Here is a 24,626-nt window from a genome sequence, read left to right on the forward strand (position 1 = left end):
TGCCCACCGAGAGAACAGGGGCACGCTTCCATGCGTCGACCGAACACCGCGCGCCGCACCGCCGGCCGCGTCACCACCACCGCGCTCACCGCCGCCGCGCTCGCGGCCGCGCTCGGCCTCGCCGGCTGCGCGCCGACCGATCCGGCGGGAGCCGATCCCGCCGCCGACCCCGCCGGGGGGTCCACCGTCACCTTCGCGCTCGACTGGGCGCCGAACACGAACCACATCGGCGTCTACGTCGCCGATGCGCTCGGGTACTACGCCGACGCCGGCCTCGACGTCGAGATCCTGCCCTACGGCTCGACCGCCGCGACGCAGCTCGTATCCGCGGGCGAGGCCGATTTCGGGATCGGCGGCCAGTCGAGCGTGCAGATCGCGCGCACGGCGGGGCTCGACCTGATCTCGGTCTACCGGGTGACGCAGCACGACACCGGACGCCTCGTCGTGGCGGGGGACCGCGACGAGTTCTCCCGCCCCGCCGAGCTCGACGGGGCGACGTTCGGCGGGTTCGGCTCGCCGCTGTACACGGCGCTCGCCACGGCGACGATCGCGGGTGACGGAGGCGCCGGGGAGTTCACCGAGGTCGTGCTCGATACCGGGGCCTACGAGGCGCTGGCGCAGGGGCGCATCGACTTCACGCTCTCGGTCGCGACCTGGGAGGGACTGCAGGCCGAGCTCGAGGGCGCCCCCTATCGGCAGTTCCGCTACCAGGACTTCGGGGTGCCCGAGCAGCAGTCCACGGGCATCGTCTCGAGCGAGGCCTACGTGGAGGGCCATCCCGAGGAAGCCGCAGCGTTCGTGCAGGCGACCGCCCGCGGCTACGCCTACGCCGCCGCGCATCCCGACGAGGCCGCCGAGCTCCTCATCGCGGCGAACCCTGACACCCTGGGCACCGCCCAGGAGCTCGTGCACCGGAGCGCGGAGATGCTCGCGCAGGACGGATACCTCGTATCGGAGGATCGCGCCATCGGCGCCGCGGACCCCGAGGCCTGGGCGGCCTTCGGCGCGTTCCTCTTCGACGGCGGCTTCCTCGTCGACGCGGAGGGGAAGCCGCTGGCCGAGGAGCCCGACTGGGGTGCGTACTACACCGACGAGCTGCTCGGGTGAGCCTCCGGTCCGTTGCGGGCGGAGGGCGGGGCGTCGGCGCCGTGCTCGCCCCGATCCTCGCGTTCCTCGTGCTGCTCGGCATCTGGCAAACGGTCGCCGCGGCGGGACTCGTGCCGGCCGACGTGCTGCCGGCGCCGAGCCGCGTCGTGGCCTCGGGGGTGGCCGAGCGGGCCGCGCTTCTCGGACACACCCTGCCGACGCTCACCGCCACGATCGCCGGTTTCGCGCTCTCGGTCACCGTCGCCTTCACGACCGCCGCGCTCCTCGACGCGTCGACGGCGCTGCGCAGCGCACTCCTGCCGCTCCTCGTGGTGAGCCAGACCCTGCCGCTCATCGCGCTCGCGCCGCTCGTGGTGCTGTGGTTCGGTTTCGGGCTGCTGCCGAAGGTGCTCCTCGTCGCGTTCGTGACCTTCTTCCCCATGGTCGTCGGCTTCCTGCGCGGCTTCGAATCCGCCGATCCCGAGGCGGAGCATCTGCTGCGCTCGATGGGCGCGTCTCGGGCCCGCGTCTTCCGCATGATCCGCCTGCCGGCCTCGGTGCCGTCCTTCTTCTCCGCGCTGCGCATCTCGATCACCTACGCGGTGGTCGGTGCGATCTTCGCGGAGTACGCCGGCGCCGTCGCGGGGCTCGGCGTCTACATGCAGTCCGCGAAGCACGTGTTCCGCACCGACCTCGTGCTCGCGGCGGTCGCCGTGAGCACGCTCCTCACGCTGGCCCTCTACGCGCTCGTCGTCCTCTGCGAGCGGTACGGCGCGCCGTGGCTGCGCATCGAGCAGGGGCGCGAGCGGTGAGCGACGGCCTGCAGCTGCGCGGGATCGCGAAGCGCTTCGGCGCGCGCACCGTGCTCGCGGACGTCTCGTTCGACGTGGCCCCTGGGGAGATCGTCGCCGTCGTTGGCCCGAGCGGCTGCGGCAAGTCGACGCTGCTGAGCCTGCTCACCGGGGCGCAGCGGCCCGACGCCGGGGAGATCCGCTACGGCGGGGCGGCCACCGCCGAAGCCGGTCGGCCGTTCGCCTACATGCCGCAGCGCGACGTGCTCCTGCCGTGGCGCCGCATCCTCGACAACGCGGCGATCGGTCTCGAGGTGGCGGGTCTCCCGCGTGCGGAGGCGCGCCGCCGGGCCGGGGCGCTCTTCGACGCCTTCGGGCTCGCCGGGACCGAGGATCGCTTCCCGCGGCAGCTGTCGGGCGGCATGCGGCAGCGGGTGTCGTTCCTGCGCACGGTCGTGCAGCAGCGCCCGGTGCTGCTGCTCGACGAGCCGTTCGGCGCGCTCGATGCGATCACGCGCGACGAGCTGCAGCGCTGGCTGCTCGGGATCTGGGATTCGCAGGGGTGGAGCGCGCTCTTCATCACCCACGACATCCGCGAGGCGGTGCGGATGGCCGACCGGGTGCTCGTGCTCGGCGGCGGGCGGATCGCGGGGGAGGTCGGCGTGACGCGGGACATCCCCCGCGGCGACGGCTTCCGCGCCGATCCCCGGGTGCCCGGCCTCGAGGAGCGGGTGCACGCGCTGCTGCGCGCCGCGGCGATGCCGGGGACGCCGGTGGCTCAGGGCCCCGCCTGAACCACGGGCGGCTCCCGGCGCCGAGCGACGCCGCGGGCGCCGGGCGACGCCGCGAGACACGCGGGTCGCGGGAGGCGGCGCGGTCGCCCCGCGCCGCCGACGGCCCGGCTCAGTCGGCGCCCGCGCCGACGCGAACCCCCGCGCCCGTGTCGACCCCCGCGCCCGTGTCGACGCCCGCACCTGCGCCCGCGGCGCGGACCACTGCCGTGCCAGCGGCGCGGACCACGGCTGCCGTACTCGCCGCCAGCACGGATCCGTCGTGCCCGGCCGACCAGCGCGTCCGTCCGTCGGCGCCGCGGAACTCCAGGAGGCTGAGCGCCGCGGCGCCGGCCCCGGCGCCGACGCTCGTCTGGTGGAGCCCGATCACCTCGATCGCGGCGCCGTGCGAGGCGAGCGCCGCCGTGAGCGCCTCGATCGGACCCGTCCCCGCGTGGACGCTGCGATGCTCCGCGCCGGCGATCCGGAGCGTGACCTCGCTGCGCGCCCCGCTCGCGTCGACGCTCGCGCTCGCGATCGGCGAGCGGGCGCCCGGATCCCAGAGGTACTCGCGCTCGAGCACGGACCACAGCTCCGCGGACGTCATCTCGCCGCCCGAGGCGTCGGCGTAGCGCTGCACGCGGCCGGCGAGCTCGATCTGGAAGCGGCGCGGCAGCTCGATGCCGTAGCCGGTCTCGAGCAGATGGGCGATGCCGCCCTTGCCCGACTGCGAGTTCACGCGGATCACCGCCGCGTAGTCGCGCCCGAGGTCGGCGGGATCGATCGGCAGATACGGCACCCGCCACGCGGCCTCGCCCTCGGGGACGCCGTCCGCGGCGGCCCGCTCCCGGTGCTCGGCCAGGCCTTTGCGGATGGCGTCCTGGTGGGTGCCGCTGAAGGCGGTGTGCACGAGGTCGCCGACGTACGGATGCCTGGGGTGCAGTTCCAGACGGTTGCAGTCCTCGACCACGCTCCGGATCCCGTCGATGTCGGAGAAATCGATCATCGGGTCCACGCCCTGCGCATGCAGGTTGAGCGCGAGGGTCGCGAGATCGACGTTGCCGGTGCGCTCGCCGTTGCCGAAGATGCACCCCTCGACGCGCTGCGCCCCCGCCAGCACGGCGAGCTCGGCGCAGGCCACGCCCGTGCCGCGATCGTTATGAGGGTGCACGGAGAGGATCACGCCGTCGCGCCGCGCGAGGCGGCGGTGCATGTACTCGATCTGGTCGGCGTAGACGTTGGGGGTCGCGATCTCGACCGTGGCGGGCAGATTGAGGATCACGGGGCGCTCCGGCCGGGCGTCCCAGAGCTCGGTCATCGCGTCGCAGATCTCGAGCGCGTAGTCGGGCTCCGTGAGGTTGAACACCTCGGGGGAGAACTGGAAGCGGACGTTCGGCAGATACCCGGCGAGCTCGAGCAGATCCCGACCGCCGGCGAGGATCAGCTCCCGCAGCTCCTCCCGGTCGCGCTGCAGCACCGTCTCGCGCCACACGGGCGCCGTCGCGGTGTACATGTGGATGACGACCTCGTTCTCGATGCCCGCGATCGAGGCGACCGTGCGCTCGATGAGGTCGCGCCTGGCGGGGGTGAACACGACGATGGTGACGTGCTCGGGGGCGACGCCGCCCTCGGCGATGAGCCGCACGAAGTCGTAGTCGGTCTGCGACGCGGAGGGGTATCCGACCTCGATCTCCGTGTACCCCATGCCGACCATGAGCTCGAAGAAGCGCCGTTTGCGTGTCGGATCCATCGGCTCGGCGAGGGCTTGATTGCCGTCGCGCAGATCGACGGGCACCCAGAGGGGGGCTCGGGTGAGGCGCGCATCGGGCCAGCGGCGCGCCTCGGCGCCGGGTTCGGCGAGCGGGACCCGGACGCGGGAGAAGGCGTCGCGGTAGCGGTGGGACGGCATGCCCGACGGGCGCTGACGGTTCCAGGTGGCCGGGGCGGCGGGGGTGGCCGTCGCGACCGGGGTCGCGGGGGCGACCGGGGCGGCGGGGTGCTCGGAGTGCACGGGGACTCGAGGGGACACGGGGGTTCCTTCCGGATCGTCGGGGTGCGGCCGGCAGCGCGTCGCTCCACGACGGGGTGCCGGCCGCGTCAGGCCCCGTCGTGGCGCAGAAGGTGGAGCATCCGGAAGAGCATGGCAGCCACTGTAGCACAACTCCTCAGACAAGTTGAGGTGTTGTGATACGCTGACGGCACTTGCGGGGCGCCGGGCCCCGCCGGGAAGAGGGGGACGCATGCCGGAGAACGCACGCGCCGGCGTCCGCAGGGAACCGCTGGCCGATCAGGCGGCGCAGCTGCTGCTCGAGCGCATCCGGGCGGGCGAGTGGCCACTCGGCGCCCGGCTGCCGGGGGAGACGACGCTCGCTCCGCAGCTCGGCGTCGGCCGCTCCACCGTGCGCGAGGCGATCCGGCAGCTCGCCGGCCGCGGCGTGCTCGCCTCGCGCCAGGGCGCGGGCGTGTTCGTCCGAGCGCTCGACGCGCGGGAGGACTGGGACGCCGTGCTGCTGCGCGCCGACATCCGCTCCGTGCTCGAGGCCCGGGCCGCCATCGAGGCGGAGGCGGCCGCTCTCGCGGCCGCCCGTCGCACGCCCGCGGACCTCCGCGCGATCCGTCGCGCCCTGACGGAGCGGGCGGCCGCGCGGGACGGGATCGCGGCGCACGTCGATGCGGATACGGCCTTCCACCGCGGTATCGTCGTCGCCGCGCACAACCCGATCCTGCTCGAGCTCTTCGACGGCTTCACGCCGCGCATGCGGCAGGCCATGATCGAGATGCTGCGGATCCGCACGGAGTTCGGCGGGGACGCCGACCACGCGGCGCACGAACGGCTCGCCGACGCCGTCGCCGCGCGGGAGGCGGACGCCGCCTCCGCGCTCAGCCGTGCCCATCTCGCCGCGCTCGCGGAGGCCCTCGCGTGAGCGCCGCGCCGGTCCTCGCGCTGCGCGACGTCGTCTTCCGGCGCAACGGCCAGGAGATCCTCCACGGCGTGGACCTGACGGTGCGCGCCGGGGAGCGGTGGGCGCTGCTCGGGCCGAACGGCGCGGGCAAGAGCACGATCCTCGGCTTCTGCGGCGCGCAGACCCATCCCACCTCGGGCACCGTCGACGTGCTCGGGCACCGGCTGGGCCGCGTCGAGCTGCAGGAGCTGCGCCGCGGGATCGGGCACGTCAACCCGCGGCATCCCGTGCGCTCAGCGATCACGGCGCGCGAGGTCGTGCTCACGGGCCTCACCGGGACGATCGAGCTCCCCCTGCGCTGGTCGCCCGGCCCCGAGCAGCTCGCCCGCGCCGACGCGCTGCTCGCCGACGTGGGGCTCGAGGCGCGCCGCGAAGCGGCCTGGCCGACGATGTCGCAGGGGGAGCGCGGCCGCGCGCTCATCGCCCGCGCGCTCGCCGCGGAGCCGCGGCTGCTGCTGCTCGATGAACCCACCACGGGCCTCGACGTGGCCGCGCGCGAGCAGTTCCTCGAGACGCTCGACGCGCTCGCCCGAGCGGAGCCGGATCTCACCACGATCCTCGTGACCCATCACCTCGAGGAGCTGCCCGAGACGACCACGCACGCGGTCGTGATCGCCCGCGGCAGCGTCGTCGCGGCGGGGCCGGTCGGGGCCGTGGTGACGACCGGGACGATCTCGCGCGCCTTCGAGCACCCCATCGAGGTCGTGCACGCGGAGGGGCGGTGGTCGGCCCGCGCGCGGCGCACGGCCCCCGGCTCCCCGACCGCGCGCGGCTCGGGCCCCGCGACGGGCTCGGGCTCCTCGAACGGCCGGATCGGGGTGAACGGCTAACGACCCGGTCGCGACGAACGACTCGGTCGCGGCGAACCGCTAGGCCGCGGCGAGCGGCTCGGACTCGGACGCGGCGAGGGGCTCCGGACCCCGTCGCGCGACCGGCTGGCGCAGGATCGTGCGGAGCCGATCGGGCGCGACCCGGCGCGGATCGCCGAGGTAGATCTCGTGATGCGGGCCGGTCATCCGCAGCCCGCGCTCGGGAATGAAGCGCTCATGCAGCTCCGCGAGCACCGGAGCCTCGGCGTCGTAGGGGCCCACATGGAGGGTCTGCACGCAGCACCCCTCCGCGAGGGCGTCGAGCCGCACGTCGCCGAGCGAATCCGGCGTCGTCGCCACCCGTCCCCGGCCGGCGCGCACCGTCGCGCGCGCCGCGTCGAGGCGTCCCGCGTCGATCCAGTCGGGCACCATGATCATCATCGTCCAGTCCCAGCGGCTCTTGTCGCGGGCCGCGGTGAACACCGCCATGTCCTCGGCCCACCACAGTCCTTCGAGAGGCATGACGACGTAGTCGCGCCCGAGCTCCCGCCGGCTCGCGAACTTCAGCGCGTAGGCGAGGGGGTAGAGCGCCGCGAGCGCCGCCGAGTAGGCCGGAGCGGTGTTGGGGTCCCCGTGCCCGTCGACCATGAGGTACTGCAGCCTCGGGACGTCGACGATCTCGAACGCTCCCCGAGGCGCTCGGTACGCGGCGATCTCCCGCTTGAAATCGATCTTCCCGGCGCTCGCCGCCCGATCCTGCCCCGGCATGCGAGGAGTGTACGGCATCGGCCGCACGGGCGGCAATGGCTTGCCTGCCCCGCCCGCGTCCCCTACGGTCGGAGCATGGCGGATGCGGCTGGGCGGGGGATCGTGGGCCGCGGGATCGCACGGCTGCTGCAGTGGCGAGCGGTGCGTGCGTACCTCCGCTACAGCGAGCATCGCGGACCCATGCTCGCGGACAGCATCACCTACCGCGCGCTCTTCAGCGTGTTCGCGGCCGTGCTGCTCGGCTTCTCCGCCGCCGCGATCTGGCTCGGCGGCGATCCCGAGGCCATGGCCGCGCTCACCGCGGCCCTCGACCGGGCCGTTCCCGGGCTCTCGGAGGTCGTGGACCTCAGCCGCATCGATGCGCCCGTCGGCTTCTCGATCGTGGGCGTCGTCTCATTCATCGGACTCGCCGGCGCGGCGATCAGCGCGATCGGGAGCCTGCGCACCGCGCTGCGGATCCTCGCGGACGAGCTCCACGACGACGTGTTCTTCGTGTGGGTGGCGCTGCGCAACCTGCTCGTCGCCGCAGTGCTCGGCGGGCTCCTCGTCGCGGCCGCCGTGCTCAGCGTCGCGGGCGCGTCGGGGATCGCGGCCGTGCTCGGCTGGATCGGCGAGGACGACGGTCCCGTCGCGTCGTGGCTCGGCCGCGGCTTCGGCGTGCTCGTCGTCTTCGTCATCGACGTGCTCGCGGTCGCTCTCGTCTTCCGCGTGCTCTCGGGCGTGCGCGCTCCGGCGCGAGCGCTCTGGGGCGGGGCGCTCATCGGCGGCGCCGGGCTGACGGTGCTCCAGGAGCTCTCCGGACTGTTCGTGCGCGGGGCGAGCGCGAATCCGCTGCTCGCCTCCTTCGCTGCGCTCATCGCGCTGCTGATCTGGTTCAACCTCTCGGCGCAGGTGATCCTCGTGGCGAGCAGCTACATCGTGACGGCGACGGCCGAGTCGCGCGACCGGATCCGCGAGCGCTACGGCGCCGAGACGCTCGCGCAGCACCGGCGCCGCCGCGCGGAGGACGCCGTGCGCGCCGCGAGCCGGGAGCTCCGCGACGCGCGATCGGCCGAGGAGCGCGAGCGGGATGCCGCTCGTGGAGAACCGGGCTAGGGTGGCCGCATGTGCGCGAGTTACGGGCTCGGCGGCGGGCCGCACCGGGTGGAGCTGACCTTCGACCTGCCCCCGATGCACGAGCCGGAGTCCCGGGAGACGATCGCCCGCTGGGCGCGCGAGCAGGGGAGCACGGCGCGCATCACGGGACGGCGCGCCCGCAACCTCAACCCGCTCATCCACCGCGGGCGCGGCGAACCGGTCGTGGAGCTCGCCTGGTGGTGGCTGCACGTCGGAGGGGCGCCCGCCCCCTTCAGCGCCTTCAACGCCCGGGACGACGCGCTGCTGCGCAGCTGGCGCGCCCCGCTGCAGCGCCGCGCGATCCTCCCCGCCCACTGGTACGTCGAGCAGGGCGGGATCTTCGCGATGCCGGGCGACGAGCTGTTCGGAATCGCCGCGATCGTGACGCCCGTGCCGCAGGCGGCCGGCGAACCGCTGCTCAGCTACGCGATGGTCACCCGCGCCGCGGTGGGCGCCGCCGCCGAGATCCATCCGCGGATGCCGCTCGTGCTGCCGCGCACCGCCCACGCGGCCTGGCTCGATCCGGCGCGGCCGGGGGATGCGGCGCTCGTCGCCGAGACGGTGGCGGCCTCCGACGGCGCCGCCGCCGAGGTGCTCCGCATCGACGAGGCCGCGGCGACCGGATTCGACGCGGTCCTCTTCTGAGCCGCGCGGTCCCTCGCGGCATCGGTCCGCGCGGGACCGATGCGGGCCGGGCGCATCCGCGGCGCCCCGGGCGTCCGAAGCCCCTCCGGGCTAGGCTGGATCCGGGCCGGAGCGGCCGGGCACGCGAGAGAGACGAGGCAGCATGGGCGAGCAGAGCGCGGGATCGGCGCGGCCGGAGGGGGTCGAATCGGCGGTGCGCGCCGCCGTCGACGCGCAGTTCGCCGCCACGCTCGACGAGCTGCAGCGCCTCGTGCGCATCCCGTCCGTCTCCTGGCCGGACTTCGACCACGCCCACCTCGCCGCGAGCGCGCAGGAGATCGCGGAGCTGCTGCGCGGCACCGGGATCTTCGACGTCGTCGACATCCGTCGCGCCCCGCTCGACGGTCAGGAGCACGAGGCCGAGCCGGCGCTCGGACAGCCGGCCGTCGTCGCGCGCCGGGAGGCCAGGAACGGGCGTCCGACCGTGCTGCTCTACGCGCACCACGACGTGCAGCCGCCCGGGGACGAGGCGGCGTGGGAGACGCCGCCGTTCGAGCCGAGCGAGCGGGACGGGCGGCTCTACGGCCGCGGCGCCGCCGACGACAAGGCCGGCGTGATGGCCCACATCGGCGCGATCCGCGCGCTCGCCGCCGCGGCGGCGGAGACCGGCAGGGAGCTCGAGCTCGGCATCGCCCTCTTCATCGAGGGGGAGGAGGAGTGGGCCTCGCAGTCCTTCGGCAACTTCCTCCGCGAGCAGCGCGAACTGCTCGCCGCCGACGCGATCATCGTGGCCGACTCGAGCAACTGGGACGAGACGACGCCGGCGCTCACGGTCGCCCTGCGCGGTGCCGTCGCCTGCAACCTCCGCGTCGAGACGCTCGATCACGCCTCGCACTCCGGCATGTTCGGCGGGGCCGTACCCGACGCGATGCTCGCGACCGTGCGGCTGCTCGACACCCTCTGGGACGCCGACGGCGCGGTCGCCGTGCCCGGGCTCGCCTCGGCGGATCTCGCGGTCCCCGAGTACGACGAGGCGCGCCTGCGCCGCGAGACCGGGCTTCTCGACGGCGTCTCGCCGATCGGACGCGGCGAGATCCTCAGCCGGCTGTGGGCGCAGCCCGCGATCTCGATCACCGGCATCGACGCGCCGAGCATCGCGCACGCCTCGAACACGCTCATCCCGAGCACCCGCGTGCGCCTCAGCGCGCGTATCGCCCCGGGGCAGGACCCCGAGTCGGCGTACGCCGCGCTGCGCGCGCATCTGGAGGCGCACGTCCCCTTCGGTGCGCGGCTGAGCTTCGAGGACGCGGGGCTCGGGCAGGCCTTCCTCGTCGAAACGAGCGGCTGGGCCGTCGCCGAGGTGCGCGGTGCGATGGCCGACGCCTGGGGGACGGACCCGGTCGACATCGGCGTCGGCGGCTCGATCCCGTTCATCGCCGAGCTCGTGACGGAGTTCCCCGACGCGCAGATCCTGGTCACCGGGGTCGAGGACCCGGACGGGCGCGCGCACAGCCCGAACGAGTCGCTCCATCTCGCCTCGTTCAAGAAGTCGCTGCTCACCGAGGCGCTCTTCCTCGCGCGCCTCGATGCGCGCACCGCCGACTGAGCGGCCGCGGAGCGGTGCGCATCCCGCGCATCGTGCGAGCCCCGCTGAAACGCGCGAACCCCTATGGAATCCGCGAACCCCTGTGGAACGCGCGAGCCCCTATGACGTCTTCATAGCGGCTCGCGCGTGACGTAGGGTTTGGCGGGTCCGCCGGGTCAGTGCTTGTGCGCCGTGGTCTCCGGCGGAGCGGCGCCGCGGTTCTGCTGCGCCGCGAGCAGGTCGCGGATCTCGGCGAGGAGCTCCTCCTGGCTCGGGCCGGCCGGAGCCTCCTCCGCCTTCGGGCGGAGCCGGTTCATCGGCATGACGAACACGAAGTACACGACCGCCGCGACGATCAGGAAGTTGATGAGCGCGCCGATGATGGCGCCGAAGGCGAGCGTGCCGCCGCCCGGCAATGCGACCGTCAGCGCCTGATCGAGCGAATCGGCACGGAAGAACATGCCGATGATCGGGTTGAAGAGCGAATCGACGACCCGCTCCACCACCGTGTTGAACGCGGCGCCGATGACGACGGCGACCGCCAGGTCGACGACGTTCCCCCGCAGCAGGAACTCCTTGAAACCGTTGAACATGCGTCTCTCCCTCCCGAAGATGTTCTCAGTGATCGCACCGTCCCGGCCGACCGACGCCGGCCGGGGCGGTCGCGGTTACATGCAGGCCATCGAGTCCTCCACGATCGCCGTGTAGTACTCGTCGTCCGGTGCATCGGCGTTCATCGGATCCGCGATGTAGTCCGCGAAGGAGGCGTAGGCGTCCTGGTGCGGGCTGTCGATGGCGGCCAGCTCCCGGTACGCCTCGACGAGCTCGGGGGCCGCTGCTCCGGAATCGGTCATCGGCGCGTCGGCGGCCATCGCGGCATCGAGCGCGTCGCAGAACTCCGCCGAGCGATCGCCGCTCGTTGTGGCCGCGGAGTCGTCGGCGGGCTCATCGCTCGTCGTGCCGTCCGAGAGGCCGCTCCCGGAGTCGTCGAGGGAGTCGGGGAGCGTGCTTTCGAGCTCCTCGGTGGCCTGCTCGAGCTCATCGAGCGCCGAGGAGGTGGTGCTCGACGCCCAGCTCAGCACGACGATGGAGACGATGAGGAACGCCGCGGCCGCGAGCAGGGCGACGCCGCCCGTGATGATGCCCGTGATCGACATCCCCTTCGACTGCGCCTTCTTGATGGCGATGATGCCGAGGACGATGGCCGCGATGCCGCCGAGGATGCCGATGAAGGGGATCCAGCACAGCACGAGGCTCGCGATGCCGACGATGAGCGCCGCGAGCGCGAGGCCCTTCGGCTGCACGGGAGCGGGCCCGCCGGCCATGGGGTAGCCGGGCTGCGGCGGCGCCGGGGGCATCGCCCCGTAGCCGGGGATCTGCGGCTGCTGCGGCGCCTGCGGCTGCTGCGGGGGAGCGTAGCCGGGGGCCTGAGGGGCGTACCCCGGCTGCTGCGGCGCGGGCGGCACCGGAGCCTGGGGCTGTTGCGGCGCCGGGGCTGCCTGCGGTGCGGGCGGGAACTGGGGCGCCTGGGGCGCGGATGCGGGAGCGGCGGGCGGCACCGGCGCGGTCGGCTGCTGCGGCGTCTCCCCGCCGGGGACGTTGGTGTCGGACATGGTTCCGATGGCTCCTCGTGTTGGGCTTCCGTGCGGGTCGACCGACCCGACGCGTCCCATCCTATGCGGTTCCCGAGTTCGCGGGCGGGAAACGGTCTGCCAGATCGGCGGGGCCTCGCGCCGTCCGATGGCCTAGCGTGGGGGGTATGGAATTCATCGGCGCCATGCCCGCGGTCGACCTCACCTACTCCGACGTCTTCCTCGTGCCGAGGCACTCGGACGTCGGGAGCCGGCTCGCCGTCGACCTCGCCCCCGGCGACGGTACCCCGGCGACGGTGCCGCTCGTCGCCGCGAACATGAACTCGGTGACGGGACCGCGCCTCGCGGCGGTGCTCGCCCGACGCGGCGGGCTGGCCGTGCTGCCGCAGGATCTCGGCCCGGGCGCCGCGGCGCGCGCCATCGGCCAGGTCAAGGCGCAGCCCGTGCAGGCCGACGCGCCGATCCTGCTCCCGCCCGAGGCGAGCGCCGCCGACGCCCTCCGCCTCGTCCCGCGCGCGGACGGACAGGCGATCGTCGTCGCCGACGGCGCGCCCGGCGCCCCGGATCGCGCCCTGGACGCCGATCCGGATGCGCCGCCGGTGGCCGCCGGAGCCGTCCGCGGCATCCTCTCCGCCGCGCGCCTTGCGAGCGTGCCGGCCGACGCGCGCCTCGGCGACCTGCTCCACGGCGGCGGCAGGCCCGTGCCGCTGCTCGACGCGGCCGAACTCGCGGAGCCGCGCGCGGCGTTCGACGCGGTCGACTCGGCCCTCGCCGCGGAGTCCAACGCCCTCGGCGAGCACGCTCCCGCGGCGGTCGGCGTCGTCCGAGGCGGCGCGCTCGTCGGCATCCTCACACGGCGTTCCGCGTTGCGACGCAGCATCTACCGGCCCGCGCTCGACCGCGAGGGCCGGCTCGCCGTCGCCGCGGCGGTGGGCATCACGGGTGACGTCGCGGCCCGCGCCCGGGCCCTCGCCGTCGCCGGGGCGGACGTGCTCGTCGTCGACACCGCGCACGGGCACCAGGAGGGCATGCTCCGCGCGATCCGCGCGGTCGCGGACGCCGGCCTCGGCCTCCCGATCGTGGCGGGCAACATCGTCACCGCCGACGGGGCGAGCGATCTCGTCGCCGCGGGCGCCGGCATCCTGAAGGTCGGGGTCGGCCCCGGCGCCATGTGCACCACGCGCATGATGACCGCGGTCGGCCGCCCGCAGTTCTCCGCCGTGCTCGAGACCGCGCAGGCGGCGCGCGAGCTCGGCGCGCACGTCTGGGCCGACGGCGGCGTGCGGTATCCCCGCGACGTGGCGCTCGCGCTCGCCGCGGGCGCCGCCTCGGTGATGATCGGATCCTGGTTCGCCGGCACGGCGGAGTCGCCCGGGGTGCTGCGCAGCGACGCGGACGGGCGGCAGTACAAGGAGTCGTGGGGGATGGCGTCCACCAAGGCCGTGCAGCACCGGTTCGGCGGCCTGGACGCCTTCGAGCGGGCCCGCAAGGAGCTCTTCGCCGAGGGCATCTCCTCCTCGAGGATCTACCTCGACCCGCAGCGCCCCGGCGTCGAGGATCTCCTCGACATGATCACCTCGGGCGTGCGCTCCTCCTTCACGTACGCGGGGGCGGCGAGCGTGCGGGAGTTCCACCTCCGCGCCCGCGTCGGCCTGCAATCGGCGGCGGGATACGAGGAGGGCAAGGCTCTGCCCGTCAGCTGGTGACGCCCGCCGAGCGACCGCGGCGCGGGCGCGTCGTCGTGGCGAATACAATCGAGGGGTCAACGATCGAAGGAGCATGGTGAAGTACATCTCGACCCGAGGCGGCATGGAGCCGGTCCCGTACAGCGCGATCCTGCTCGAGGGCCTCGCGACCGACGGCGGTCTCGCCGTGCCCGAGACGACCCCCGTCGTGACGCCGGAGGAGCTGGAATCGTGGCGCGGGCTGAGCTACCCGGAGCTCGCGACCGAGGTGCTCGCCCGCTTCGCTCCCGACATCCCGCGCGAGGATCTCGCGCGCATGTGCCGGGACGCCTACAGCGCCGAGAACTTCGCCGCGCCCGAGATCGTGCCGCTCACGCCGCTCGGCGATGAGCTGACCGTCGTCGGCCTCTCCGAGGGGCCGACGCTCGCCTTCAAGGACATGGCGATGCAGTTCCTCGGACAGTCCCTCGAGTACGTCCTCGCCCGGAGCGATCGCGCGCTGAACATCGTCGGGGCCACGTCGGGCGACACCGGTTCGGCGGCTGAGTACGCGCTCCGGGGCAAGGACGGCATCGCCGTGTTCATGCTCTCCCCGCAGGGCCGCATGAGCGATTTCCAGCGCGCGCAGATGTACTCCCTGACGGACGAGAACATCCACAACATCGCCATCGACGGCGTCTTCGACGACTGCCAGAACCTCATGAAGGCGCTGTCGGAGGACCTCGAGTTCAAGCGTGCGCACGATCTCGGCGCGGTGAACTCCGTCAATCTCGGACGGGTGAGCGCGCAGAGCGTCTACTACTTCTGGGCGTGGCTGCGCCAGACGGACGCGCTGCCGGCCGCGGAGCGCGCCGGCTACGAGGTGTCCTTCACGGTCCCCTCGGGGAACTTCGGCAACATCCTCTCGGGGTACACGGCGAAGACCATGGGCGTGCCGATCCGCCGGCTCGTGCTCGCGGCGAACGAGAACAACGTGCTCGACGACTTCTTCCGCTCGGGCGTCTACGCGCCCCGCTCCGCGGCGGAGACGCACGCGACCTCGAGCCCCTCGATGGACATCTCCAAGGCCTCCAACCTCGAGCGCTTTGTCTACGAGGTGCTCGGCCGCGACCCGGAGCGCCTCGCGGCGGCCTGGCGCGAGCTCGCGGAGACGGGCCGGATCGATCTCGCCGCCGAGCAGCCCCGCTTCGAGGCCGAGTTCGGCTTCCAGAGCGGCACGAGCACGCACGCGGACCGGGTCGAGACGATCCGCGACGTCTCCGCGCGGTACGGCGTGCTGCTCGACCCGCACACCGCGGACGGGATCAAGGTGGCGCGCGAGCACCGCGAGCCCGGGGTGCCGATGCTCGTCCTGGAGACCGCGAAGCCCGCGAAGTTCCCGGAGATCGTCCTCGAGGCGACAGGGGAGCGGATCGGCGTCCCCGAGCGGCTCGCCGGGCTCCTCGAGCGGCCGCAGCGCGTCACGGAGATGGCGGACGACGAGGCGGCGCTGCGCGCGTACATCTCGGAGCACGCGACGACCCGCTAGCCCCGATCGTGCGCGCGGTCCGCTCCACGCCCTAGGCTGGAGCGGGACGAGGGGAGCGCCGATGTTCGGACGACATGCACGACGCGAGCTCGAGGACCGCGTGACGCGTCTCGAGACGGGGGAGCGCCCGCGCGCCTCCCGCGAACGGATCGCCGCGGGTGAGGGGGCGCGACGCGCATGGGGCGACGGCTTCGGCCTGCTCGCGACGCGCGCGCTGCAGGTGATCATCGTGCTGATCCTCACCACCGCCGTGATCTGGGGGATGCGCGAGCTCACGACGGTCGTCATCCCGATCCTGCTCGCCCTGATCTTCGCGAGCACCTTCGCGCCGGTCACGGAGTGGCTCCGCCGCCGCCGCGTGCCCGCAGCGCTCGCGGCCGTGATCGTGCTGCTCGGGATCGTCGCGCTCCTCACCGGCGTCGGCTGGCTCGTCGTCTGGGCCGTGCGCGATCAGTGGGACGACCTCTCCGCCCAGGCGCAGGACGGCTTCGCGCAGGTCGTCGAGTGGTCGAAGACGCTGCCGTTCATGCCCGACGAGGCGCAGCTGCACGAGTGGGGCGAGCAGATCGTCGACTTCCTGACGAGCGCCCAGTTCGGCTCCGGGGCACTCGCGGGCGTCGGCGTCGTGACGAACTTCATCACCGGGCTGGTGCTCATGATCGTGGTGCTGTTCTTCTTCCTCAAGGACGGGCCGACGATCTGGCGCTTCCTCCTCCGTCCCTTCTCCGGCGAGGCCCTCGCCCGCGCCGAGCGCTCCGGCACGAAGGTCGTCGAGACCCTCGGCTCCTACGTCCGCGGCACCGCCGGCGTCGCGGCCGTCGACGCGGTCGGCATCGGCATCGGCCTCCTCATCCTGCAGGTGCCGCTCGCGCTGCCGCTCGCGGCGCTCGTGTTCGTCCTCGCCTTCATCCCGATCGTCGGCGCGACCGTCGCCGGCATCCTCGCGGCCCTCGTCGCCCTCGTCGCGAACGGACCGATCAACGCGATCATCGTCGTCGGCGTCGTGATCGTCGTGAACCAGCTCGAGGGCAACTTCCTGCAGCCCGTGCTCATGGGTCGGGCGCTGAAGCTGCACTCCCTCGTCATCCTGCTCGCCCTGACCATCGGCACCGTGCTCAGCGGCATCCTCGGCGCGGTGCTCGCGGTGCCGATCGCCGCCGTCGCCTGGGGGGTCATCAAGGTGTGGGACGGGCCGGACACGCCGGCGAAGTGGGCGCGACCCCATCGCAGGCAGTAGACGCGGCCGTGGGCCGGCGCGGCGACCCGCGCCGTCATGCGGGACACACCCGGGATGCTCGGTCTGATTTGGCTCCCGCCGCGCGAGTGTGGTTATATATATGAGTTGCCAGCGCGGCGGGGGAAGCCCCGGAAGCGGCAACAGCGTCCGGCCCCATCGTATAGCGGCCTAGTACGCCGCCCTCTCACGGCGGTAACGCGGGTTCGAATCCCGCTGGGGTCACCGGAAGCAGAAGCCTCACCCTCGGGTGGGGCTTCTGTCGTTTCCGCGGGCGGTGCGGCGGGTCACCGGTGCGCCGTCCGCGGCTCCTCGGCGGCCGGAAGGAGGACGTCGCTGCGCTTGTAGTGGGTGAGGAGCGGGCTCGCCTCGACCCGACCGCCGAGGGGAGCCAGACGGGCCTCGAACGCTCGGAGCAGCGCGTGCAGTTCGAAGCGCGACTCCGCGGTCACGAGTGCCTGCGCCCGGCGCTCCGAGGGGAGCTGGACGGCCCAGCGGGTGCGCCAGTGCTCGGCGAGCGCGATGCCGACGGCGTCGAGCTCGGCGAGCGGAGCGTGGACGGTGAGGAGCGCTTCGAGGGGGAAGCCCAGCAGCGCCGGATCGACGACCGCGCGGATGCTCAGGAAATCCGTCTCCTGCATGACCGCGATCCGCTTGCGCACCGTCGGCTTGGCGATGCCGACGGCGCTCGCGATGGCGTCGATGCTCAGGCGCCCATCGGTGCTGAGCAGCTCGATGATCTGCAGATCGACGTCGTCGGGATCGAACGGCCGGCCCTCCCCGGCCCGCGACGTGGCCGCGAGGGCGCGGCTCTCGTTCTCGCCGAGCTGCTCCAACTGCTCCGGGCGCAGAATATTCGGGTGCCAGCCGCGCACGGTGCGGCGGTAGTGATCGATGTAGGCGAAGGACGCGTGGGTGATCGGCAGAGCGGCCAGCTCCTCCTCGATGAATCCGGCGCGATCCTCGAACCGCAGGTAGCACTCGGCGATCACGGTGCTGCTGCCGACCAGCGTCGCCACCCAGAGTGTCTCGTCGCGCTTCGCGAGCCAGGCGGCGACGCCCCGCAGCTCCGCCGGCGCGCAGGCGATGCGGGCGAGGTACCCCTCACCGCGATTGACGAGTCCGGGCTGGGAGAGTCCTTTCACGCGCACGAGGCCCGAGTCAAGCAGGCGCGTCCCCCGGCGCGCCACGGTGCGCTCCTGGATGCCGGTGGCCTGTGCGATGAGGCGCCAGGGGGCGCGTCCGTTGCGCAGCAGCGCGGCGCAGATCTCCCGGTCGGCCCGGTCGAGGGTGTCAGGCATCGGGGCTCCTTCGGTCCATGTCGGAGCCTATCGCGGGAACGAACGCTCTCCGACGCGTGAGCGGATTTCATTTGACATTATCGACATCTCGGGTGATCATCTATTCCTAAAGAAGCAAAATTGATGCAGATTATGCTCTCTTTCGCTTATTCAAGGAGGAATTGGTGCCCGAATCGGAAATTGACCTGTGCCGGCGCAGCGCGATCGATCAGCTGGCGGCGCTCGCGTCGGGCGAGCTGTCGGCGCGCGAGCTGCTGCACGAGACGCGACGACGCCACGCGGAGGCGAACCCCGTGATCAACGCCGTGGTGACGACGGACTTCGCGGCAGCTGAGCGCGCGGCCGACGCATCCGACCGCCGACGGGCCGCGGGGCCGCCCGCCCGCCCGCTGGAGGGACTGCCCGTGGCGGTGAAGGACCTCGAGGACACGGCGGGGATGCGCAGCACCTACGGCTCGACGCTGCACGCCGAGCACGTGCCGCAGGCCGACTCGCTCTTGGTGGCGCGGCTGCGCGCGGCCGGTGCCGTGATCTACGGTAAGACCAACACGCCGGAGTTCGGGACCGGATCCCACACGTACAACGGGGTCTTCGGCACGACGACGAACCCCTACGATCCGACGCGCTCCGCGGGCGGCTCGAGCGGCGGGGCCGCCGCCGCCCTCGCCGCCGGGCTGAGCTCGGTCGCCGACGGCTCGGACATGGGCGGATCGCTGCGCAACCCCGCCTCGTTCTGCAACGTCGTCGGGTTCCGACCGTCCATGGGCCGGGTGCCGAACTGGCCGGTGACCGATGCCTGGGACACGCTCGCCACGAACGGCCCGATGGGCCGGACCGTCGGCGACGCCGCGCTGCTGCTCTCCGCCATCTCCGGGGGCGATGATCGGGCGCCGCTGGCGTTCCCCGAGCCGCTCGCAGCCGCCCCGGAGACCGCGGCCGCCCCTCTGCGCATCGGCTGGAGCCGCACCCTGGGCGGACTCGACATCGAGCCCGAGGTCACGGCGGTGCTCGACGGCGACGGCCTCCCCGAGCTCCAGCGGCTGGGACACGCCCTCACCGATGTCGAGCCCGAGCTCGCCGAGGCCGACGCCGCATTCCGCGTCCTCCGCGGTCTGAACTACGCGCGCTCCTTCGGGCACCTGCTCGCGGAGCACCGTGACGCGCTCAGCCCCGAGCTCACCGCGAACGTCGAGTTCGGCGAACGGCTGACCATCGCGGACTACTTCGAGGCCCGTGAGCAGCGCACCCGCGTCTACCGCAGGATGCTGGAACTGTTCTCCCGCATCGACGTGCTCGCCGCGCCGGTCACCGCCGTGCTGCCCTTCGACGCCCGCACCACGTGGCCGCGGGAGATCAACGGCATCGCGCAGCCCGACTATCTCGAGTGGATGCGCGCGAGCTGGCGCATCACGGTGACGGGCTTCGCCGCCATCAGCGTGCCCTGCGGGTTCAGCGACACGGGGCTGCCGGTCGGCCTGCAGCTCATCGCCCCGCCGCGGCACGAGGACCGGCTGCTCGCCGTCGCGGCGGCCTTCGAACGAGCCCGTCCCGTCTGGCGGGAGACTCCGCGCGTCCTCGCCGCCGCGTCGAGCACCCACACATCGAACATGGAGGTCGTCTAAATGGGAACCGATTCTGGTGCGACGCTGTCGATCAGGCAGCTGACCAAGCACTTCGTGACGCCGGAGGGCGCGGACTTCACGGCGCTCGCGGGCATCGATCTCGAGATCGTGCCGGGCGAGTTCTTCGTGATGCTCGGCCCCTCCGGCTGCGGCAAGACGACCCTGCTCCGTTCGATCGCGGGCCTCGAACAGCCCACGAGCGGGGAGATCTGGCTCGGCGACGCCCGCATCGACCGTCTGCCGCCGTACCGGCGCCGCGTCAATACGGTGTTCCAGGCCTACGCGCTCTTCCCGCACCTCACCGTGCGCCAGAACATCGCGTTCGGGCTCGAGATGGAGGGCAAGCCGGCGAAATCGCCCGAGGTCGCCGCCCGCGTCGACGAGATGCTCGAGCTGGTCGGACTGTCGGCCTTCGGCAGCCGGAAGCCCGCGCAGCTCTCGGGCGGGCAGCAGCAGCGCGTCGCGCTCGCCCGCGCCCTCGCGAAGCAGCCCGACGTGCTGCTGCTCGACGAGCCGCTGTCGGCGCTCGATCTCAAGCTGCGCCGGGGCATGCAGACCGAGCTCAAACGGATCCAGGTCGAATCGGGCATCACCTTCGTGTTCGTGACGCACGACCAGGAGGAGGCCATGAGCATGGGGGATCGCATCGCGGTCTTCAACCAGGGCGCCATCGCGCAGCTCGGTGCGCCGCGCGCGCTGTACGCCGAGCCGGCGAACCGCTTCGTCGCGGAGTTCATCGGCGAGATGAACTTCGTGCCGGTGATCCCCGAGGCCGGGGGAGCCCGGACGCGCGACGGGGGGCTGATCCCCGACGGCGCCCTCGCCGAGCCGATCCGCGTCGCGGGGGAGGCGACCGTCGGGATCCGCCCCGAGCATCTCCGCGTGGTCCCCGACGGGATCTTCGCCGGCGAGATCATCGCCTCGCAGTACACCGGCACCGATCTGCGCCTGTGCATCCGCACCGCATCCGGCGGGGAGCTCTGGGCGCGCGTCGACGCGAACCACTCGGGAGCGAGCGCGGTCGGGGAGCGGATCGCGCTCGACATCGCTCCCCGGGCCGCTCGGCTGGTGCGCGCATGAGCGCGCACCCCACGGTTCCGGTCGACGTTGCGGCGGCCGAGCGCTTCCGCGAGACCCGGTGGCGCCGGCCCGGGAGCGCGACGGCCTGGCTCGCCGCACCCGGCATCCTCCTCGGTATCGTCTTCGTGGCGATCCCCGTGATCCTCGTCGTCGTCTACTCCTTCATGAGCAAGGCGCCGGGCGGAGTCGGCGTCGCCGGGCCGGCGAATCTCGAGAGCTGGCAGAAACTGCTGTTCGAGGAGGACTTCAGCGGCACCTTCGCCTTCAACGGCCAGTACCTCGAGGTGCTGTGGCGCTCGGTCTGGGTCGCGGCGCTCACGACGGTGCTCGCCATCGTGATCGCCGTGCCGACGGCGGTCTGGATCGCCACGCGTCGCCCCCGCGTGCGCACTCTGCTGGTGCTCGCCGTGACGATCCCGTTCTGGACGAACACCCTCATCCGCACCTACGCCTGGATGATCCTCCTCAACGACCAGGGCATCGTCAACTCCGGGATCGGCGCGCTCGGCCTGTCCCCGCTGCCGCTGTATCCGAGCCAGTTCGCGACGGTCATCGGCCTGGTCTACGTCTTCGTCCCCTTCATGATCCTCCCGATCTACACGAGCGCGGCGAAGTTCGACTTCCGCCTGGCGGAGGCGGCCTACGATCTCGGGGCGACGCGCTGGCGCGTGGTCACGCGCGTGCTGCTGCCGAGCCTGCGCTCGGGGATCCTGGCCGGCAGCCTGCTCGTCTTCGTGCCGGCGCTCGGCGCCTTCATCCAGCCGATGCTGCTGGGCGGGGCGAAAGTCGACTTCATCGGCACCGTGATCCAGCGGCAGTTCAAGGAATCCATGAACTGGCCGTTCGGCGCCGCCATCTCCGTCGCGCTGCTGATCCTGACCCTCCTGGCGCTGCTCGGCTTCGCGTTCGCCGCGAAACGGGTCTCGGCCCAGGGCGAGAAAGTGAGCCTCCTGTGAAATCCCGCGCGTTCAAGGCGCTCAACGCCTTCCCCGGCTTCGCCGGGATCGGCATCGCGCTGCTGGCGTTCCTGTACCTGCCGCTCGCCGTCATTGTGGGGTACTCGTTCAACGCGAACAACATCGTCATGGTGTGGGACGGCTTCAGCCTCGCCTGGTACGCGGAGGTGTTCCGCTCGGAGCAGATCCAGCAGGCGTTCATGAACTCCGTGATCATCGCCGTCTGGTCGACGCTCATCGTGCTCGTTCTGGCCGTGCTCGTCGCCGTGGGGCTCGTGAGCATGCGCCGCCGCAACTCGGCGCTCGTCAGCGGGCTGCTGTCGGCGCCGCTCATCCTGCCCGAGATCGTCCTCGCCATCGCGATCCTCAGCCTCTTCGCCTTCGCGAAGGTTCCGCTCGGGGTTCCGGCGATGATCGTCGGTCACGCGGTGGTCGGGCTCCCGTTCGCGCTGATGACGATCCGTTCGCGGCTCGCCGAGGCCGACTGGAGCCAATTCGAGGCGGCCGCCGATCTCGGGGCGGACGAACGGCGGATCTTCCGCCGCATCACGCTCCCGATGCTCACCCCGGCGATCATTTCGGGCGGCATGCTCTCCTTCATCGTGTCGATGGACAACTTCATCATGTCCTTCTTCACCGCCGGCCCGGGGTCCACCACCCTGCCGCTCTACATCTGGGGCGCGCTCCGCGTGGGTCTCACCCCGGAGATCAACGCGCTGTCGACCATGATCCTGGTCGCCTCCGTCCTCGTGCTCCTCCTCTCCCGATTCATCACACGCAAGAAAGGGTGACCCATGCGCACCATCACGTCACACACCCCGTTCAGAGCCGCGCTCGCGTCCGTCGCCGCAGCAGCGCTGCTCTTCGGCGCCACCGCCTGCGCCGGCGGCGCCTCGTCCGGCGGCGAGGCCGCGGGCGGCAGCGACGCCGCCTTTCCCGAGCAGGGCTCCGGGGAGGTGAACCTCTTCAACTTCACGAACTACATCAGCCCCGATGCGCTCGAGAAGTTCACCGCGGACACCGGCATCACGGTCAACGTCGACACCTTCTCCTCCGCCGAGGAGATGGTCGCCAAGGTGAAGACCGGCTCGGCGACCTACGACGTCGTCACGGTCTCGGACTACGTCGCCGGGGACCTCATCGCGAGCGGGCAGCTCGCCGAGATCGACACCACGACCTTCCCCAACGGCGGCAACATCGAGGACGCCTTCGTCGACGCGTACTTCGACGAGGGACGCAAGTACACCTCCCCGTACGCGGTGGTCTACCAGGGGATCGGGGTCAATCCAGAGGTGGTCACGGAGCCGGTCGCCTCCTGGGCGGACTACTTCGCGGCGCCGGCGAGCGCCGGCGGCAAGATCGGGCTCCACGACAGCCAGACCTACGTCATCGACGCCGCGCTCATGGCCGTCGGCGCCGAGGCCTGCAGCACGGACAACGCCGACTACCAGCGGGCGCTCGATCTCCTGAACGAGTTCAAGCCGAGCATCAAGATCATCAGCTCCGACGGCACGATCGACCGCCTCGCCGGAGGTGAGACGGTGCTCTCCACGATGTGGAACGGATCCTTCGCCCGCGCTCAGGCTCAGGATCCCGCGCTCGAGTACGTGTTCCCCGAAGAGGGCTTCATGATGGGATCGGACAACCTCGCGATCCTCACGAACGCGCAGAACCAGGACAACGCCAAGATCTTCCTGAACTGGATGCTCGATCCCGAGAACGCGGCCATCAACGCGGACTTCATCAAGTACACCTCGCCCGTCGAGGGCATCGAGGAGTTCCTGCCCGAGCCCGGCGACGGCGACGCGCCGGTGATCGTGGCCGACGCCGAGACGATGGAGCGCGCGCACGATCAGGTGCCGTGCTCGGCCGATGTCAAGGAGCAGTACGACAAGCTCTGGACGATGTTCAAGGGCTGATTCCCGCCCCGGGCGAGCGCGGGCCGTCGGAACGGACGGCTCGCGCTCGCGCGTCAGCCCGCGGGCGCGGCAGTATGCTGGAGGCATCCTGTCCAGGCATGCTAAGGAGCGCTCCGTGACCCGTACCATCAAGCTCGCAGTCATCCCCGGCGACGGCATCGGCCCCGAGGTCGTCGCCGAGGCGAATCGCGTGCTCGATGCGGTGCTGACCGGCGGCGATGTCGCGCTCGAGCGCACCGAGTTCCGCCTCGGCGCCGAGCGCTTCCTCGCGACGGGGGAGACCCTGCCCGCCGCGGAGCAGGCCGCGATCGCGGAGCACGACGCGATCCTCTTCGGCGCGGTCGGCGGGGTGCCGGGAGACCCGCGGCTCAAGGACGCGAACATCGAGCGCGGGCTGCTGCTCAAGCTCCGCTTCGACTTCGACCACTACGCGAACGTGCGCCCCTGCACGCTGTTCCCGGGGGTCGTCTCGGCGCTGGCCGATCCCGGCGCGGTCGACTTCGTGGTGGTCCGCGAGGGCACCGAGGGCCCCTACGCGGGCAATGGCGGCACGCTCCGCGCGGGGACGCCGGGCGAGGTCGCCACGGAGGTCTCCGTGAACACGGCGCACGGCATCGAGCGCGTGGTCCGCTACGCCTTCGAGACCGCCCGCGAGCGGCCGCGCCGCAAGCTCACCTGGGTGCACAAGACCAACGTGCTCACCCACGCCGGCGCGGTCTGGCAGCGGCTCGTGCAGTCGATCTCCGCGGAGTTCCCCGAGATCGCCGTCGACTACATGCACATCGACGCGGCGACGATCTTCATGGTGCAGGATCCGTCGCGCTTCGACGTCATCGTGACTGATAACCTGTTCGGTGACATCCTCACGGACCTGGCCGGCGCCATCGGCGGCGGCATCGGGCTCGCAGCCTCCGGCAACATCAATCCCGAGGGCGCCTTCCCGAGCATGTTCGAGCCCGTCCATGGATCTGCTCCCGACATCGCAGGGCAGCAGAAGGCGGACCCGACCGCGGCGATCCTCTCCGCGGCGATCATGCTCGACCATCTCGGCCTCCCCGGCGAGGCGGAGCGCGTGCGCGCCGGCGTGCGCGCCGACCTCGCCGCCCGCGGCGCCGAGCCCCGCGCGACCGCCGCCATCGGCGACGCCATCATCGCGGCCCTCCCCGGCCGCCGCGCGTAACCATTCGACCGCAGAAA

General features: G+C 72.4%; 22 protein-coding genes and 1 tRNA gene. 18 read left to right on the plus strand and 5 right to left on the minus strand.

Going from position 1 to position 24,626, the window contains the following annotated elements; translation table 11 throughout:
- The first annotated feature begins 30 nt into the window (after positions 1–30).
- Genes MUN78_RS05480 through MUN78_RS05490 form a run of 3 tightly spaced genes read left to right on the plus strand, consistent with a single transcriptional unit; the run spans position 31 to position 2,671 of the window.
- On the plus strand, positions 31–1,107 hold the full coding sequence (locus tag MUN78_RS05480) for an ABC transporter substrate-binding protein (protein WP_244693523.1): 1,077 nt from the start codon (positions 31–33) through the stop codon (positions 1,105–1,107).
- Complete coding sequence (locus tag MUN78_RS05485; RefSeq protein WP_244729340.1) at positions 1,104–1,898, plus strand: ABC transporter permease; 795 nt, start codon at positions 1,104–1,106, stop codon at positions 1,896–1,898. The genes MUN78_RS05480 and MUN78_RS05485 overlap by 4 nt, the downstream gene beginning before the upstream one ends.
- On the plus strand, positions 1,895–2,671 hold the full coding sequence (locus tag MUN78_RS05490; RefSeq protein WP_244729342.1) for an ABC transporter ATP-binding protein: 777 nt from the start codon (positions 1,895–1,897) through the stop codon (positions 2,669–2,671). Before MUN78_RS05485 ends, MUN78_RS05490 begins: the two co-directional genes overlap by 4 nt.
- A 109-nt stretch (positions 2,672–2,780) precedes the next feature.
- On the opposite strand, the gene MUN78_RS05495 is transcribed toward MUN78_RS05490, so the two are convergent.
- Positions 2,781–4,556 (minus strand): 2-isopropylmalate synthase, encoded by a 1,776-nt coding sequence (locus MUN78_RS05495; RefSeq protein ID WP_244730015.1) that lies wholly within the window; start codon positions 4,554–4,556, stop codon positions 2,781–2,783.
- A gap of 331 nt (positions 4,557–4,887) precedes the next feature.
- On the opposite strand from MUN78_RS05495, the gene MUN78_RS05500 reads away from it, so the two are divergent.
- Positions 4,888–5,571 (plus strand): FadR/GntR family transcriptional regulator, encoded by a 684-nt coding sequence (locus MUN78_RS05500; protein ID WP_244693526.1) that lies wholly within the window; start codon positions 4,888–4,890, stop codon positions 5,569–5,571.
- Positions 5,568–6,440: an ABC transporter ATP-binding protein gene (locus MUN78_RS05505; protein WP_244729344.1), complete on the plus strand. Its 873-nt coding sequence runs from the start codon at positions 5,568–5,570 to the stop codon at positions 6,438–6,440. Before MUN78_RS05500 ends, MUN78_RS05505 begins: the two co-directional genes overlap by 4 nt.
- A 39-nt stretch (positions 6,441–6,479) precedes the next feature.
- On the opposite strand, the gene MUN78_RS05510 is transcribed toward MUN78_RS05505, so the two are convergent.
- Positions 6,480–7,187, minus strand: coding sequence for a GyrI-like domain-containing protein (locus MUN78_RS05510; protein WP_244729346.1), 708 nt, complete (start codon positions 7,185–7,187; stop codon positions 6,480–6,482).
- A 75-nt stretch (positions 7,188–7,262) separates the two neighbouring features.
- Here MUN78_RS05510 and MUN78_RS05515 point away from each other — a divergent pair, with 75 nt between their 5' ends.
- The 3 genes from MUN78_RS05515 (at position 7,263) to MUN78_RS05525 (ending at position 10,533) form a co-directional block, all read left to right on the plus strand.
- Entirely contained in the window at positions 7,263–8,282 is a 1,020-nt protein-coding gene (locus tag MUN78_RS05515) for a YihY/virulence factor BrkB family protein (protein ID WP_244693527.1), read from the plus strand.
- 9 nt (positions 8,283–8,291) lie between these two features.
- Positions 8,292–8,948 carry an SOS response-associated peptidase family protein gene (locus MUN78_RS05520; RefSeq protein ID WP_244693528.1) on the plus strand — a complete coding sequence of 219 codons (657 nt, stop codon included), beginning with the start codon at positions 8,292–8,294 and terminating at the stop codon, positions 8,946–8,948.
- A gap of 142 nt (positions 8,949–9,090) precedes the next feature.
- Positions 9,091–10,533 carry a dipeptidase gene (locus MUN78_RS05525; RefSeq protein ID WP_244729348.1) on the plus strand — a complete coding sequence of 481 codons (1,443 nt, stop codon included), beginning with the start codon at positions 9,091–9,093 and terminating at the stop codon, positions 10,531–10,533.
- A 155-nt stretch (positions 10,534–10,688) separates the two neighbouring features.
- Here the strand turns inward: MUN78_RS05525 and mscL are convergent, their stop codons facing one another.
- Together mscL and MUN78_RS05535 are read right to left on the minus strand one after the other, a co-directional pair.
- Entirely contained in the window at positions 10,689–11,105 is a 417-nt protein-coding gene (mscL, locus tag MUN78_RS05530) for a large conductance mechanosensitive channel protein MscL (RefSeq protein WP_244729349.1), read from the minus strand.
- Between the two features lie 75 nt (positions 11,106–11,180).
- Complete coding sequence (locus MUN78_RS05535; RefSeq protein WP_244729351.1) at positions 11,181–12,125, minus strand: DUF4190 domain-containing protein; 945 nt, start codon at positions 12,123–12,125, stop codon at positions 11,181–11,183.
- Positions 12,126–12,271: 146 nt separating this feature from the next.
- Between MUN78_RS05535 and guaB1 the strand changes: the two genes are divergently transcribed.
- The 4 genes from guaB1 (at position 12,272) to MUN78_RS05555 (ending at position 16,776) form a co-directional block, all read left to right on the plus strand.
- Positions 12,272–13,810 (plus strand): GMP reductase, encoded by a 1,539-nt coding sequence (gene guaB1 / locus MUN78_RS05540; protein ID WP_244693532.1) that lies wholly within the window; start codon positions 12,272–12,274, stop codon positions 13,808–13,810.
- Between the two features lie 76 nt (positions 13,811–13,886).
- A complete protein-coding gene (gene thrC, locus MUN78_RS05545; protein ID WP_244730017.1) occupies positions 13,887–15,317 on the plus strand; it encodes a threonine synthase in 1,431 nt (476 codons plus the stop codon).
- Between the two features lie 61 nt (positions 15,318–15,378).
- Positions 15,379–16,554, plus strand: a complete 1,176-nt coding sequence (locus MUN78_RS05550) for an AI-2E family transporter (RefSeq protein WP_244693533.1) — start codon at positions 15,379–15,381, stop codon at positions 16,552–16,554.
- Between the two features lie 149 nt (positions 16,555–16,703).
- A tRNA-Glu gene (locus MUN78_RS05555) sits at positions 16,704–16,776 on the plus strand.
- 62 nt (positions 16,777–16,838) lie between these two features.
- Here MUN78_RS05555 and MUN78_RS05560 read toward each other — a convergent pair.
- Positions 16,839–17,852 (minus strand): Lrp/AsnC family transcriptional regulator, encoded by a 1,014-nt coding sequence (locus tag MUN78_RS05560; RefSeq protein WP_244729353.1) that lies wholly within the window; start codon positions 17,850–17,852, stop codon positions 16,839–16,841.
- Positions 17,853–18,016: 164 nt separating this feature from the next.
- Between MUN78_RS05560 and MUN78_RS05565 the strand changes: the two genes are divergently transcribed.
- The 6 genes from MUN78_RS05565 (at position 18,017) to MUN78_RS05590 (ending at position 24,609) form a co-directional block, all read left to right on the plus strand.
- Positions 18,017–19,474, plus strand: a complete 1,458-nt coding sequence (locus MUN78_RS05565; protein ID WP_244729355.1) for an amidase — start codon at positions 18,017–18,019, stop codon at positions 19,472–19,474.
- Positions 19,475–20,554: an ABC transporter ATP-binding protein gene (locus MUN78_RS05570; RefSeq protein WP_244729357.1), complete on the plus strand. Its 1,080-nt coding sequence runs from the start codon at positions 19,475–19,477 to the stop codon at positions 20,552–20,554. It abuts the gene before it with no gap.
- The gene (locus MUN78_RS05575) at positions 20,551–21,510 is read left to right on the plus strand and encodes an ABC transporter permease (protein ID WP_244729359.1); all 960 of its coding nucleotides are present in this window, start codon (positions 20,551–20,553) and stop codon (positions 21,508–21,510) included. Before MUN78_RS05570 ends, MUN78_RS05575 begins: the two co-directional genes overlap by 4 nt.
- Entirely contained in the window at positions 21,507–22,301 is a 795-nt protein-coding gene (locus MUN78_RS05580) for an ABC transporter permease (RefSeq protein ID WP_244693538.1), read from the plus strand. The genes MUN78_RS05575 and MUN78_RS05580 overlap by 4 nt, the downstream gene beginning before the upstream one ends.
- 3 nt (positions 22,302–22,304) lie before the next feature.
- The gene (locus tag MUN78_RS05585; protein WP_244693539.1) at positions 22,305–23,429 is read left to right on the plus strand and encodes an ABC transporter substrate-binding protein; all 1,125 of its coding nucleotides are present in this window, start codon (positions 22,305–22,307) and stop codon (positions 23,427–23,429) included.
- A gap of 115 nt (positions 23,430–23,544) precedes the next feature.
- Positions 23,545–24,609, plus strand: a complete 1,065-nt coding sequence (locus MUN78_RS05590) for a 3-isopropylmalate dehydrogenase (RefSeq protein WP_244729361.1) — start codon at positions 23,545–23,547, stop codon at positions 24,607–24,609.
- Positions 24,610–24,626: the final 17 nt, after the last annotated feature.

The organism is Leucobacter allii, assembly GCF_022919155.1.
Classification (GTDB): domain Bacteria; phylum Actinomycetota; class Actinomycetes; order Actinomycetales; family Microbacteriaceae; genus Leucobacter; species Leucobacter allii.